Source organism: Vibrio sp. 99-8-1, assembly GCF_013114595.1.
GTDB lineage: Bacteria > Pseudomonadota > Gammaproteobacteria > Enterobacterales > Vibrionaceae > Vibrio.
In genome coordinates this window covers 115,855-129,347 of record NZ_VTXE01000004.1, presented here as the reverse complement: position 1 = coordinate 129,347, position 13,493 = coordinate 115,855, and the positions used below count along the sequence as shown (strand labels likewise).

11 protein-coding genes and 1 riboswitch are annotated in these 13,493 nt (G+C 41.5%); of the genes, 6 read left to right on the top strand and 5 right to left on the bottom strand.

Annotated features, from left to right (window positions below; all coding sequences use genetic code 11):
- Positions 1 to 113: 113 nt before the first annotated feature.
- Positions 114 to 265, bottom strand: a riboswitch (cobalamin riboswitch).
- Between the two features lie 733 nt (positions 266 to 998).
- The 3 genes from F0227_RS03260 to F0227_RS03250 all read left to right on the top strand — a co-directional run bounded on the left by F0227_RS03260 (position 999) and on the right by F0227_RS03250 (position 2,473).
- The gene (locus F0227_RS03260; protein WP_171751734.1) at positions 999 to 1,208 is read left to right on the top strand and encodes a cold-shock protein; all 210 of its coding nucleotides are present in this window, start codon (positions 999 to 1,001) and stop codon (positions 1,206 to 1,208) included.
- A 167-nt stretch (positions 1,209 to 1,375) separates the two neighbouring features.
- Positions 1,376 to 1,909, top strand: a complete 534-nt coding sequence (locus F0227_RS03255; protein ID WP_171751733.1) for a YaeQ family protein — start codon at positions 1,376 to 1,378, stop codon at positions 1,907 to 1,909.
- A 6-nt stretch (positions 1,910 to 1,915) separates the two neighbouring features.
- Entirely contained in the window at positions 1,916 to 2,473 is a 558-nt protein-coding gene (locus tag F0227_RS03250; protein ID WP_171751732.1) for a hypothetical protein, read from the top strand.
- Between the two features lie 104 nt (positions 2,474 to 2,577).
- On the opposite strand, the gene ppiC is transcribed toward F0227_RS03250, so the two are convergent.
- The gene (gene ppiC, locus F0227_RS03245; protein WP_171751731.1) at positions 2,578 to 2,856 is read right to left on the bottom strand and encodes a peptidylprolyl isomerase PpiC; all 279 of its coding nucleotides are present in this window, start codon (positions 2,854 to 2,856) and stop codon (positions 2,578 to 2,580) included.
- Between the two features lie 226 nt (positions 2,857 to 3,082).
- Between ppiC and F0227_RS03240 the strand changes: the two genes are divergently transcribed.
- A complete protein-coding gene (locus F0227_RS03240) occupies positions 3,083 to 3,985 on the top strand; it encodes a chemotaxis protein (protein WP_171751730.1) in 903 nt (300 codons plus the stop codon).
- A gap of 59 nt (positions 3,986 to 4,044) precedes the next feature.
- Here F0227_RS03240 and F0227_RS03235 read toward each other — a convergent pair whose 3' ends face one another.
- Together F0227_RS03235 and F0227_RS03230 are read right to left on the bottom strand one after the other, a co-directional pair.
- Entirely contained in the window at positions 4,045 to 7,200 is a 3,156-nt protein-coding gene (locus F0227_RS03235; RefSeq protein ID WP_171751729.1) for a multidrug efflux RND transporter permease subunit, read from the bottom strand.
- A 1-nt stretch (position 7,201) separates the two neighbouring features.
- Positions 7,202 to 8,347, bottom strand: a complete 1,146-nt coding sequence (locus F0227_RS03230) for an efflux RND transporter periplasmic adaptor subunit (protein WP_171751728.1) — start codon at positions 8,345 to 8,347, stop codon at positions 7,202 to 7,204.
- 289 nt (positions 8,348 to 8,636) lie between these two features.
- Between F0227_RS03230 and F0227_RS03225 the strand changes: the two genes are divergently transcribed.
- A complete protein-coding gene (locus tag F0227_RS03225) occupies positions 8,637 to 9,746 on the top strand; it encodes an HD domain-containing phosphohydrolase (RefSeq protein WP_171751727.1) in 1,110 nt (369 codons plus the stop codon).
- Between the two features lie 85 nt (positions 9,747 to 9,831).
- On the opposite strand, the gene F0227_RS03220 is transcribed toward F0227_RS03225, so the two are convergent.
- Both F0227_RS03220 and F0227_RS03215 read right to left on the bottom strand, forming a co-directional pair.
- Positions 9,832 to 11,736, bottom strand: coding sequence for a methyl-accepting chemotaxis protein (locus F0227_RS03220; protein WP_171751726.1), 1,905 nt, complete (start codon positions 11,734 to 11,736; stop codon positions 9,832 to 9,834).
- A gap of 325 nt (positions 11,737 to 12,061) precedes the next feature.
- Positions 12,062 to 12,970, bottom strand: coding sequence for an aldo/keto reductase family oxidoreductase (locus F0227_RS03215; RefSeq protein WP_171751725.1), 909 nt, complete (start codon positions 12,968 to 12,970; stop codon positions 12,062 to 12,064).
- Between the two features lie 105 nt (positions 12,971 to 13,075).
- Between F0227_RS03215 and F0227_RS03210 the strand changes: the two genes are divergently transcribed.
- Positions 13,076 to 13,471: a helix-turn-helix transcriptional regulator gene (locus tag F0227_RS03210; protein WP_171751724.1), complete on the top strand. Its 396-nt coding sequence runs from the start codon at positions 13,076 to 13,078 to the stop codon at positions 13,469 to 13,471.
- The last annotated feature ends 22 nt before the right edge of the window (positions 13,472 to 13,493 follow it).

Below are 13,493 nucleotides of genomic sequence, written 5' to 3'. Positions count from 1 at the left end.
CTAGATATCTGATTTTATTGCGAAATAACTTCATCAAGTTACTTTGTATCCCCAATAAATCTATGCGCGCCATGGCAATAATTTTCAATTACTGAGTGATCCCGCCCAGACTATTGGAGTGTCTTGTTGTTAGCAGGTTCTGACTTATGATGATTTTGCACTACAGACAAAACATCATTTACAGTTGCGGGTACAGTTTAGGATTTTCACCTAATTCACTTTTAACCTTATCTCTAAGGTATGCACTAACGACAAGAAAAAGTGTCGCATAGCCTAGAAATAGTTAATTTGATTAATATCAAAATTACTAACACGCAAATGACGTGGAATTAATAAATAAGCAGCATTTCACCATAGAACTAAAAACTGAATGCCATACAGTTCAACACCCTAGAGAGTTTTTATCCAATGAATGGCGACACTCTTCAAGTCTTTGAAAAGTTTCTAGTTTAGTGAACATCATCACGATTACTTACATTAACAGTGGTTTTGATAATTAACTGTTATTTTTCCCATGGACAGTGAGCAGATAAAGTCACATTTTGTGAATGTGACCTGAGTCAATTACGCTAAAGTCACATTTACATCTTTCAACACTCTTTATCCTCGTTGCTAGACTATATTGTTCTGCTTTTTCCGCAAAAAATTAGCGAATATGCCTCATTGACCAAATAATGAGCTTGTAATTAGCCACATTCAGAAGAGAATCATTACAAAATCACAATTGAAAAATGTTATTTAAATCAAAAAAATGCATCTTTTTTGTAAAATAGTCCAGTAATTACATAAAGTTCACCTAATATTCGTTGACTTCCTACGATATTGATTTAAGCTCCCAAACGGCTAGAAAGAAAAGCTTTTGTTTTAGGATTTACAAGTAAGTCGTTGGTCAGCTCAAAACTCTCCGCCGTGTTGTAACTAAATAGCAATCTATTTTTTCCGCGCTATCTAAATTTTCCCATAAGGGATCAACACAATTTTTATTAGGAATTAAGACTATGTCCAACACAGTGACTGGTACAGTAAAATGGTTTAACGAAACTAAAGGTTTCGGTTTCATTCAACAAGAAAACGGCCCAGACGTATTCGCTCATTTCAGCGCAATCCAATCTGACGGCTTCCGTACTCTTGCTGAAGGTCAAAAAGTTGAGTTCACTGTAACTCAAGGCCAAAAAGGCCCACAAGCTGAGAACATCAAACCTGTTTAATTTGGTTTTGATACATCGCTAAAAATTTTATAGCCAGTCTTCACGACTGGCTATTTTTTTGTCTCTGTTTCACTGTCTCGTCCCCAATGCGCAGAAGCAAAATTGAGTCGCATCCAAACTAACAAGCTATATCTTCCTTAAGATCAAAGCTAAGAGAAACTACCACCATGGCTTTAAAACCGACCATTTTTAAGTTCCGAATCGCCCTTACCGATTTAAATCGCGATTATTATGATTCAATCAGCTTAACCACTGCTCTGCATCCATCAGAGACTCACCAACGAATGATGACCAGAGTACTTGCGTACTGTCTCAATGCCTCTCCTGAGCTTACCTTCACTAAAGGCCTATCTACCATTGAAGAGCCGGATATTTGGTGTAAGACACTTGATGAACAGTTACAACTTTGGATAGATATTGGTGAGCCTGATCCAGAAAGGGTAAAGAAATCTACCCGATTGGCCAAAAAAGTGCTTATCTATAGCTTTAATAGCAAATCATCTGTTTGGTGGACACAAAACTCAGCTAAACTTAACATGCTTGATGCTTCAGTTTTTCAGTTCGATCATTCCGAGATATCGCAACTTGCAGAGCTGATTGAAAGAACCATGGATATTTCCGTTATGCTTACGGGTAACTCTGCTTACATTTCAGCAGCAAAAGGTGAGTGTGAAGTAACGTGGCAAACATTGAAGGAGTAGGTGTTGATGCGTGAAATCATCGTCAGTAGTTTAAAGCAGCAACTTGAAATTGCTGGAGTGGATACGCTTCATCTATCAGATAAAGAAGCCAAGTTATTCGCACAGTTTATCGAAAAACAGGCCGCCTTTTTTGATGCTGTTTGTAATAAAAAAAGCGACCAGAATCCTCAGCTATTACTTCTTGGCCTGTTAACCAAACAGCATGTAGAAGCGACCCATACTTTAGAATCTCAACTGGACGCAATTACTGCTATGCATGATGTGTTTGCTAACGCAGTCGGAAGCAAACAGTCTGATAAACTGAATGCTGATTCAGTTATAGAGCTGTCGTTAATCACTAAGCTCTGGTTGATGCTACAAGGCAACCTCGACATGGACTTTAGCTTGGCGAATGATCATGCAACCCAGACCGCAGAACTCCTGTCTAAAGCTCTACGAGCACACAGTCAAGAGATCCGCACAGAGCTTATCGCCAGTTTCTATCACGGCAAAGAAACGGTGCCATCACCGCAATGGTCCAATAAAGTACTCAATTGGGTTAAATCCATTACGAAGGCTAATTGATCTTTCGAGTAGCCGTTTTGTTCTATCTAAAAGCGTCAACATGTTAAGTAAAGAGCTCTATCAAAGGGCGACGTTAATCTCACTTCTCTTTTATTATTAGCTCACTATGTCTTCCACAACGTTTTCACTACGTGATAACCGAACTTAGTTTTAACGATAAATGGGGTTAAAACCTCATTACGAAACACCGCTTTATCAAACTGTGGAACCATTGCACCTTGACGAAACTCCCCCAAATCGCCACCTTTTTTCCCAGATGGACAAGTGGAGTATTTTTTTGCCAGTAAATGGAACTTAGCACCTTTTTTTAGCTGTTTTAAAATGTCATTCGCCTGAGCTTCATGTTTTACCAGAATATGGAGAGCAGCAGCAGTTCTTGCCATGATTTTTTCCTGTATCTAATCATTTTAAGTAATTTTAACGGATTAGCTCAACTTCTTCAGCATATTGCCGATAAAAAGTATTCAAATAACCAATGTAAGGGAATATACTAGTATTCAGGTGATAATACGGTATGAGTTAATAAGATTCATCGTATTGACAATCAAATCACCCACTAATATTCCCCTATTCGACAGACAGATCTCGCTAACTAGTTAGGATTTTGATATGAAAAGCAAGGCTAACCAATCCCAAGGTATGCTGCTATTTAAACTCTCTTTAAATCAACAGAGTTTTGCTATAGGAACCCTAAAAGTCAGAGAGATAGTCCCGTTTACCAAGACCACTCAAATACCACACTCTCATCATCATGTTATTGGTACGGTAACTATTCGTGATTTAACTGTTCCGGTTATTGATATGGCTGCCGCTATCGGCTTTAGAGCCATTCCTGCGGAAGAGTATCAGAATAGCTATCTTATCGTGACGGACTGCTTACGGACTGTTGTTGCTTTTATGGTGAGAAGTATAGATAAAATCATTGACTGTGATTGGCACGCTATCGAACCATCACCTGAAACCGCAGGCAGAAATGTCTTCGTTACCGGAATCACTCGACACAATGACTCTATTGTTCAGATGCTTGACGTGGAACTGCTGTTGTCGAAAATCTACCCGCAAGACGCATCAGCTCGTATTCCTATCCTGACAGATGTCGAAAGAGAACGTTTAAAACCTATCAATATTTTGCTCGTGGATGACTCAGGTATTGCACGTAAGCAACTTTCTGATGCTCTGGACAGTATTAATATCTCTTACTCTGTGTGTAAAAACGGTTTAGACGCCTTAGAGCTCATGCGTAAATTTGCACAAGAGAACAATCCAGTTGAGCTGCTGGTTAGTGACATTGAAATGCCCGGGTTAGATGGCTATGAGTTGGCATTTGAAGTACAAAATGATCCACAGTTGTCTCATACATACCGTATATTGCACACGTCATTATCCAGTGAAATGAGTGCAGATAGAGCGCACCAAGTTGGTGCTCACGAAGCACTGGAAAAATTTGATGCTACAGAGTTAGTACAAGCGATGTTGCGTGGCGCAGAGAAGATAGAGAACAAAGAACTTTAATAGCAGCCTTGTTTTGATCACACTAAAGCCGCGACCTATGTCGCGGCTTTTCATTATGACTATTCTGCTTCTTCCAATTTCACAAGCTTGGTATTGCCACCATGTATTTTCTCTCTCCGCTTCTGTATCAAAGCATAGAAACCGGGAATGAGGAACGTTCCCGCCAGCAACACACATAACAACCCACCTGTTAATGATACTCCTAACGAGTTCTGACTGATATGCCCTGCCCCTGACGCAAATATCAATGGTGTAATACCCAATATAAACGACCAAGAGGTCATATTCACGGCACGAAAACGCAAGGTTCCACCTTTTACGGCTGCATCTTCAACGGCCATATTGTTCTCTTCCCGTTCATTCTTGGCAAACTCTACAATCAAAATCGCATTTTTAGCCGCCAACGCGATGAGCAGTACTAAGCCTATTTGTGCATACAGGTTAAGTGGAATGCCGGCGATATTGATTGCAATAAAGGACCCCAAAGTCGCAACGGGCACCACCAATATAATGGCGATCGGAATACTCCAACTTTCGTACTGAGCAACCATAAAGAGATAAATAAATATCAAAGCCAATGCAAACGCGTAGATAGCTTGGTTACCCGCTTTCACCTCTTGATACGCCATGCCTGTCCATTCGTATTGATAACCTTGAGGCAGTACCTCTTTTGCCGCTCTTTCCATCGCAGCGATAGCATCACCACTGGAGTAGCCATCAGCAGGCTGTCCCTGAATAACAGCAGAACGATACATGTTATAACGCCAAGCAACATCGGGCTCAAACACTTGCTGGTAACTCACCAGAGTACTCAGCGGTACCATATCGTTAGACGCTGAACGAACGTGAAAACGGCTCAGCTCTTCCATGCTGTTTCTATACTCGCTGTCCGCTTGCATTGTCACTCTAAAGTTCTTACCAAACATAGTGAAATCATTCACATATATGGAACCTAGATTTCCCTGTAAAGTTTGGAATATCTCGCCTAGCGACACCCCTAACTGCTTCGCTTTCTCTCGATCAATATCCAGATAATAGTGAGGCACATTGGCTCTAAAGGTACTGAACGTATACTGTATCTCCGGTTGCTTATTGGCCTCTTCAATCACTTCCGCCATAACTTGTGCCAAATCCGTACGGCTACGACCTAAAGTGTCTTCCAGTACAAATTCAAACCCGGAAGCGGCTCCCATTCCCGGTACCGCGGGAGGACCCATGGCAAATACCATCGCTTCTGGCATCTCAATGGCGGCTTTGGCATTAATACGCTGCGAGATAGCAAATGACGAATGATCACCTTGCAGATCATTTCTCTCTTGCCAGCTCTTAAGCTTAATAAACAACGATGCTCCATTTGACGCTGCAGCTCCCGTCATAAAGGCATAGCCATTAGCAACCGTTACACCATCAATACCCGGCTCTTGCTCGACTATTGACATCAACTTGGCGCTCACTTCTTCTGTTCGCGATAGAGAAGCAGAATCCGGTAACTGCACATTTACTAGCAAAATGCCTTTATCTTCTTGTGGAACAAACGCCGTTGATGTGTTGCTACTTAGGAACGATACCGCAGCAACAGCTAGGGCAAAGAACGCCGCAAGTAATACGGTTTTCTTGACCAAAAAGCCCGCGACCTTGCCATACTGACTAGTGACTTTGTCCAAACCACGGTTAAAGGCTTTAAACCAGTTGGCGGTATTGCCTCCTCCTTGTTTAAGAACCAATGAACACATTGCAGGAGATAAGGTTAAGGCATTAATTGAAGAAATAACCACAGAAATACAGATAGTCAGCGCAAACTGGCGATACATGATGCCTGTGATTCCCGGTAACATGGTAACGGGTAAGAACACCGCAAGTAACACCAAAGTAGACGTTATAATTGGCCCCGTAACCTCTTTCATTGCTTTTAATGTGGCTTGAGCAGGCGTTAATTTAGGATCATTTCGCATCGTGGTATCGACATTTTCGATGACCAATATTGCGTCATCCACCACAATCCCGATAGCAAGAATCAACCCAAACAAGGTCACGGTATTAATGGTAAAACCCGTTAATAACATAAATGCGAATGTGCCGATTAACGATACAGGAATCGCAACAACCGGAATCAGTGTCGCTCTCACACTACCTAAAAATAGATAGGTAACCGCAATAACGAGCAATATCGCTTCGATCAGTGTTTTCACAACACCTTTTATCGATTCCTCAACAAAAACCGTGGTGTCATAGCTGGTTTCATACACCATTCCTTGCGGGAAATTCACGCTCATATTGTCGAGCAGCGCCATCACCGCTTTGCCACTTTCTAGCGCATTGGCATCCGATTGCAATGAGAGAGTGACAATTGAGGCTTCTTGTCCTCTAAACTGTCCATTGCCATCATAAAATTTCTTTCCAAGCTCTACGCGTGCAACATCCTTAAGATAAATTGCCGAGCCATCATTGTTTGCTCGCAGAACTACATTTTCAAACTCTTCAACAGACTCTAATCTTCCTTTTGTCACCAAGTTAAACTGTACTTCTTGTGCATTATTGTATGGTGGTGCGCCAATTTTACCCGCTGCAACTTGAACATTCTGTTCAGCCAACGAAGCATAAACATCTGACGTGGTTAAATTTAAGCTGGCCATTTTCTCTGGATCGAGCCAAACCCGCATGGCGTATTCGCCGCCACCAATCACACCAACTTCACTAATGCCTTCTACTCTGGCAAGTTGATCTTTGATGTTGAGATTGACGTAGTTGACCAAAAACTGATCGTCATACTGGCCATCTTCAGAGTAAAAGTTCAGTACCATCAATAAGTCGGGAGAACGTTTCTTTACCGTAACCCCAACCATTCTCACTTCTTGAGGCAGCTTAGACTCTATTTGCGACACTCGGTTTTGCACATTAACCTGAGCCATATCAGGATCAGTGCCAACATCAAAAGTCACGTTAAGGTTATATGAACCATCATTCGCACTTTTCGAAGACATATAGATCATGTCTTCAACGCCGTTTACCGATGTTTCAATAGGGTCAGCTATCGCTTGCTCTACCGTTTCTGCACTTGCTCCAGTATAGAAAGCAGTCACACTCACAGAGGGAGGACTGATTTTAGGGTACTCAGCCACAGGCAGTTGAGTTAAAGCAATGCCCCCAGCTAAGGTTAAAATAATGGAAATAACCAGAGCAAACTTTGGTCTATTTATAAAAAAGCGACTCAACATATTAAGACTCCTCTTTATTTGACAATAATTCCATTGAGGCCTTATCTAGCGATACTTCCATACCGTTTCTAATGCGTTGAAGTCCTTTAGTGATAATCACATCTTGTGGCTGTAACCCTTGTTGAACAATGGTGCCAGCGTCTGTTTGAGCACCAAGAGAAACATTAACTCGTTCTACAACATTTCCCTCTCTCAGTGCCATAACAAAATCTCCTTGTAGATCCGTTTGCACTGCTCTTCTCGGAATAACAATGACCTCAATTTCATTTTTTTCAACAAGAGAGATCTTCACATGCTGCCCCGGAAGCAAGGTGTAATCTGGGTTTTCAACGATGGCGCGCATCGCCAGCGTACCTGTTTGTAAATCAATTCGGTTGCCAATAAAATCCAATCGCCCTACTTGGTCCAATTTTTGTTGGTTTTCTAAAATGATTTCCACATCAATACTGTCGGCGGCACCTGACCCATCACCTTGGCTATTTTCGATCCCCATCATCAGCCTTTCTCTTTCACTTATTGTAAAGTTGGTGTGTATTGGGTCTAAATTAACAATGCTGGTCAAGATACCGGATGAAGGTGAAATCAAATCACCGATGCTGGCGTAGCTTTCGCTAATTCTTCCTGCAAATGGCGCGACGATTTTAGTATAAGAGAGGTTAACTTCTGCTAATTTAACTTGCGCTTCACTGGCCTCAACCTGTGCTTCTGCGCCTAACTTTGCCGCCGTTAATGCATCAAACTCGGACTGGGAAATGTTCCCCTTAGGTAACAGATTTTCTGCTCGCTCAAAATCCATATTGGCTTTCTTCAAGTTAGCATTAGCCTGCGCTATAGACGCTTTTGCACTAGCAAGTTGCGCTTCAAATGACGAAGGCTCTATTTGGTACAGCAATTGGCCCTTTTCTACCATCTCACCTTCAACGAAATGACGAGATTTAAGATAGCCTGAAACTTGCGCTGTAATCGTCACATCGTCAACGGCACTGACTCGGCCAACATACTGTTTGTTGCGGTTATAGCTGCTCACTTCAACATTCTGAACAGAAACCATTGGCGCCATAGATTGATGATTACCGGTATTGCTTTCACCGCAACCCGTTAACACAATAGCTGAAGAGATTAGTGCGATAAGTGTTTTTTTTCTCATTAAACAACCATTAAATAAGTAATTGAGGATAACTTTCTAGGCCGATTCTTATATATCTCTCACTAATCAATGTCCGAGTTGTATCAAGACTTACACTGTAATTGTTTCAAAATATTAATGAGCATGTATCCATTTCATGAGTACCTCATCATTAACTAATCAACTATTTGCTAATAGTTAGAGGTAACGCCACATCCAAAAACATCAGTGTGCGTTATACTAATTTTTACATTTCCTCGTTTCATATGATCGGTTTTCCAACTATAGAGACAATAAGAGAGCATTGAGAATGGATATATTCATACCGCAAAATTTAGATGATGATTTATTTTATGACGTGGTTGATGAAGTTGATGTTCTTTGTGAAAACAGTGCTAATACATTGATAATGTTGGGGCACGAGCCAAACAGCCGCGAGCTGTTAGATAAGCTTTTTCGCTCTATACACACCATAAAAGGGGACATTAGTCTTGCTCAAATATCTCCTTTGTTACCTTTACTCACTGCCGTTGAGGATATATTGGGCATGATGAGAGAAGGGGTTATACAGCACAACAGTATCATCTCGGATTTATTGCTCACCCTATTTGAACAAGTGAATGCCTTTGTTGATGATTGCGGTAAGATAGGATACGCCGAATATGACTCGGATATGTATGCGCAGGCAACACGGGTTGTTTCCCAAGTAAAATCTGACAACATCCAAGATCACCCTGCTCTTTTAACTCAAACCTTACATATCTTAGAGCCTTCCCTTGCAGAAGATACCGAAAGCAAGCTGGTGACACATGAATTTGATGATCTTAGAGTTGACTGGGCACAAGAGGTAGAACCCGATTTGGTGTTTTTTCACTCTTTAATGGGACCGGTTGAACAGAGAATTGATAACTGGCAAGGCCGCAGCGGACGTCAGTTAAAGTTGGCACTATTATTAAATCAATACGCGGGCAAACCAATTGACGAAAATCAGCTACGAGCAGCGGTATACCTCCATGATGTAGGTATGTCGTTATTGCCTATTGCGCTGTTAAGACAGTCTAGTAAATTATCAGAAACAGAAATAAATAGGTTACGAACACACATTCAACGAGGCGCGAATATATTGTTAGAGATGCCTCACTGGTCAGAAGCACAGCAATTTATACTTGAGCATCATGAAAGAGTCGACGGGAAAGGCTACCCTAAAGGACTTACGCAAGAGAACATTACTGATGGCGCCAAAATAATCGCCATCGTTGACGCATTCGAAGCGATGACCCATGACCGTGCTCAGGAAATTCATCGCAAACGCCCTATCGTCCACGCATTACAAGAAATTACTCACGCGAGCGGCAGCCAGTTTTGTCCTTACTGGGTAGGAATACTGAATAAAGTAATGTCTTCCATTGTCACCAGCTAGTCACTAGGCCGATGCCGCGAGTCTACGCATAAACCATAGACAAGCGCCCATAAAAAGGGCGCTTGATAACTCAAAAACCGATCTCTTATCTAAGTTTAAACTTCTCAACCACTTGTGTTATCTGCCCATTGATCACAGCGATATTTTCTGTCTGCAGTGAGGTTTCTTGACCGTTAGCATTGAGCTGACTCACCATGTCGTTAATTGAAGACATGTTACGGCTCACCTCTTGCGTCACACTGCTCTGCTCTTCTGCCGCCGTTGCAATTTGAGTACTAAGATCATGGATTTCAGTGATATGACTTGTAAGACCATTAATACGCTGGCCTACCAATTCGGTACTCTCAAATGTTTCATTACAGGTATTTTTGGTGGCATTCATTGACTCTGAAACAGAGTGGCTACCTTGAATCAAACTCTCCAACGCTTGTTCAATTTCACCGGTACTGATTTGAGTACGACTTGCTAAAGCACGAACTTCGTCTGCAACTACCGCAAACCCTCGACCTTGTTCACCCGCTCTTGCAGCTTCTATTGCTGCATTCAGTGCTAGCAAATTCGTCTGCTCCGCAATATCACCAATCACACTTAAGATTGAACTGATTCCCTTCGTCTCATCACTCATATTGTTAATGCTACTGGCGGTATCTTCAACTTCAGCAACCAAAGAGGAGACTTTCGCTTGCGCACCACTAACCACCTCTAACGATTCACCACTCATCGTTGAAGCTTCTGAAGTAAATTGCGCCGTTTCTGCTGCATGATGTGCTACTGACTCAGCCGTCGAGTTCATCTCTTCAATCGCGGCTACGATCTGTTCTGTCTCTACGACATGTTGCGACAGTATCTCAGAATTGTTCTGTGTTTGAGCGGTTAACGCCGCAACATCACTTTGTAATTTGACCGTCGAACCTTCTATCTCTAGCATCATTTTTTGTAGATTTTCAATAAACGCATTTACACCTTGTGCGATTTGCCCTAGATCATCATCGGAGTTCACCTCCAAACGCTGGGTGAGATCACCATCGCCACTGGATAAACTCTGTATCGTTTTTTTCAGCGCGAGTATTGGTCGATAGAGGCGATTTAAGATCAGCAGAGCCAAAACAATACTGACAAACAGATAAATAATAGTGGAAATAAATGCCGCGTGTTTCGCTTCCTCAATAGAGGCAAAAACCACGCTCTTATCTAACGATATAAGCAGATACCAGTTCTTATCCGCTAACTCTATACGCTTTGAAAACAGAACCTTGTCACTGTCGTCTAACTGATACTCTACAATTGATGATGATTGGCCTACGACTTTATTCGCCACTTCATTAAGCGATGAAAATTGGGTTAACTTGTCACCATTGTTTACCATATCTAAGGTACTTGCTAATGCAGTGGTATCCTCACTAATGATTATTGCTATTGCACCTGGCAAATTAATATCTTTAACCGCTTTGTTCAGCACGTCTAAAGAGACATCCGCCAATACAACACCAGAACCAAACGTTTCGCCAATGCTAACCATCAGCTCACCGGTCATAGCATCGTTGTAAGCTTCTGTATAAATTAATTGGCCTGTACTTTGTGCCTGCTGATACCAAGGTCTTTTTCTTGGGTCATAAGAAGAGGGATTCTTGTTATCAATCCAGCCATCAAAATTGGAAGAGACATAAGCATCACCATTTTGCATGCCAACCATAACATTGCTTACGCCAGCCCCTAAGCTCGCAACTCTCATTCGCTCTGCATGATTGTCACGGTATTGATAACTTCGATAATCATTTGCCAAATTATGGATAGCTGACGCCTTAGACGTCATAAAGTTCTCTACTCTCTTGGCTTCTACTTCTACTCTTTGTTGAGTGTTTTGATAAATAGTTGCTTGAAGAACATCGCGTTCATTAACAAAAGACAAATAGTTTGCGGTTCCCACTGATACAGCAACCAAAACAGAAATTGAGGCAAGCAGAGCCCCTTTAAAGCTTAGTTTTAACATAAATTACCTTAAAAATTCATCGGGATAAATTGAGACAAAGCTAGAGTGACGTTAAGAGAACTATCTATAAATCAAACGATTTTTTATTAATATGTTATTTAGTTTATTAGATTATACACATAAGTAACGAAGTATTAATGTGTTTGTTAGCAATAATAATCACTGTTTATGTTAAAACTTAACCGCCTGCTTGTTTTTCATACAATGAGCAACTTGAATACTAAACTCATTTAAATAACGCCTATAGAAATGGGGGGTTTCCACCAGACATAAAAATGCCCACATTAAGTGGGCAAGATAGGTTAACCCGCTAATCTAATGCAGGTTACGGCACACCGTGTCCTTTCGATGCAACCCAGATACGGAACCATTGCTCTCGAGTTAGCTCAATATCAAGCGCGTCAACTGCAGCTTTCACCCTTTCGATTTTTCCAGAACCAAGGATAACCAGAGGGTGAGAAGGCAAGCGGCGAATCCAAGCATAAATAACTTGATCAATACTGCTTGCTCCAACCTCACCTCTAATTGCCTCAAGCTCTTCTCGAATGGCAAGTTCTTGTTGAGACGTTCCTAAGATTAAGCGACCACCCGCTAAACAAGACCACGCCATTGGTTTTGTTCTCAACTGCTGCAACTGATCCAGTGTTCCATCTTCGGTAACATCAAAATTGATGGGATTTATCTCTACTTGATTGGTCACCAGAGGCTTATCCAAACGAGATTGCAGTAAGTTAAACTGGCTCGGAGAGTGATTAGATACACCAAAATGATTTACTTTTCCCGCACGGCTTAATTGATTAAACGCCTCTGCGACTTCATCTGCATCCATCAGGGCATCTGGACGATGTATAAGCAAAACATCAATACTATCAACATTTAATCTTGATAAAGAGTTATCAACAGACTGAAGAATATGAGCTTTACTAGTGTCGTAATGATTGATTTTTCGTTCTGGCGTTTTATCTCCGCATAAATGAATATCACATTTAGTCACTATCTGTATCTGCTCGCGAATGCTTGGATCTATTTTCAACGCCTCACCAAACAACTGCTCACACTGATAGTTACCATAAATATCAGCATGATCGACGGTAGAAATTCCCAGCTCAACATGCTGCTTTAAAAATGACAAACGCTGCTGAGCAGACATTCCCCACTCCGCCATTCTCCAGTATCCCTGAACTATTTCTGAGAACTCTGGGCCTTGAGGCGCAATTGATACCTTTGCAACCATTCATTTACTCCTTAATAGTAAAACCACGATTTTGCTCAACTTTAGGCTTGTTTTAACTAATGCACAATGCAAAATAGGGGATAGTTCGAACCAGAGTACGAAATTATGAGTTTTTCACAGCGTTTAAAAGAGTTGATTGGAGAAGAGAGTGTCAGCGGTTTTGCCAGACGAGTAGATATGAGCGAAGCACTTATCCGCAAATACCTCAAGGGAAGCGAGCCAAGCTTAAGCAAAGCCAACCAAATTGCCATGAAAGCTAACTGTTCATTAGAGTGGCTTGCTACTGGATGCGGCTATTTATATCGTCAGGTGGAAGTTGTCGATATGCCAGCGTACTTAATGGCTCATGAAGCCGTGTTAAACAGAAATATTCCTGAGCAAGAACAGTCGCAACACCGACTTGTTATTTCTGCATATCAATACCTTAGGGCTCATAAAAAAGCCGATGGTTATTTAGATAAGCAGGGGATGATGGCGTTTATTCACCGCCATCAGGGCTAAAAAGTTTCAGCAACTTTACAAG

Excerpts from the sequence above, each read along its gene's own strand:
- F0227_RS03260 (WP_171751734.1), top strand. The coding sequence starts at position 999 with ATGTCCAACACAGTGACTGGTACAGTAAAATGGTTTAACGAAACTAAA.
- F0227_RS03255 (WP_171751733.1), top strand. The coding sequence starts at position 1,376 with ATGGCTTTAAAACCGACCATTTTTAAGTTCCGAATCGCCCTTACCGAT.
- F0227_RS03250 (WP_171751732.1), top strand. The coding sequence starts at position 1,916 with ATGCGTGAAATCATCGTCAGTAGTTTAAAGCAGCAACTTGAAATTGCT.
- ppiC (WP_171751731.1), bottom strand. The coding sequence starts at position 2,856 with ATGGCAAGAACTGCTGCTGCTCTCCATATTCTGGTAAAACATGAAGCT.
- F0227_RS03240 (WP_171751730.1), top strand. The coding sequence starts at position 3,083 with ATGAAAAGCAAGGCTAACCAATCCCAAGGTATGCTGCTATTTAAACTC.
- F0227_RS03235 (WP_171751729.1), bottom strand. The coding sequence starts at position 7,200 with ATGTTGAGTCGCTTTTTTATAAATAGACCAAAGTTTGCTCTGGTTATT.
- F0227_RS03230 (WP_171751728.1), bottom strand. The coding sequence starts at position 8,347 with ATGAGAAAAAAAACACTTATCGCACTAATCTCTTCAGCTATTGTGTTA.
- F0227_RS03225 (WP_171751727.1), top strand. The coding sequence starts at position 8,637 with ATGGATATATTCATACCGCAAAATTTAGATGATGATTTATTTTATGAC.
- F0227_RS03220 (WP_171751726.1), bottom strand. The coding sequence starts at position 11,736 with ATGTTAAAACTAAGCTTTAAAGGGGCTCTGCTTGCCTCAATTTCTGTT.
- F0227_RS03215 (WP_171751725.1), bottom strand. The coding sequence starts at position 12,970 with ATGGTTGCAAAGGTATCAATTGCGCCTCAAGGCCCAGAGTTCTCAGAA.
- F0227_RS03210 (WP_171751724.1), top strand. The coding sequence starts at position 13,076 with ATGAGTTTTTCACAGCGTTTAAAAGAGTTGATTGGAGAAGAGAGTGTC.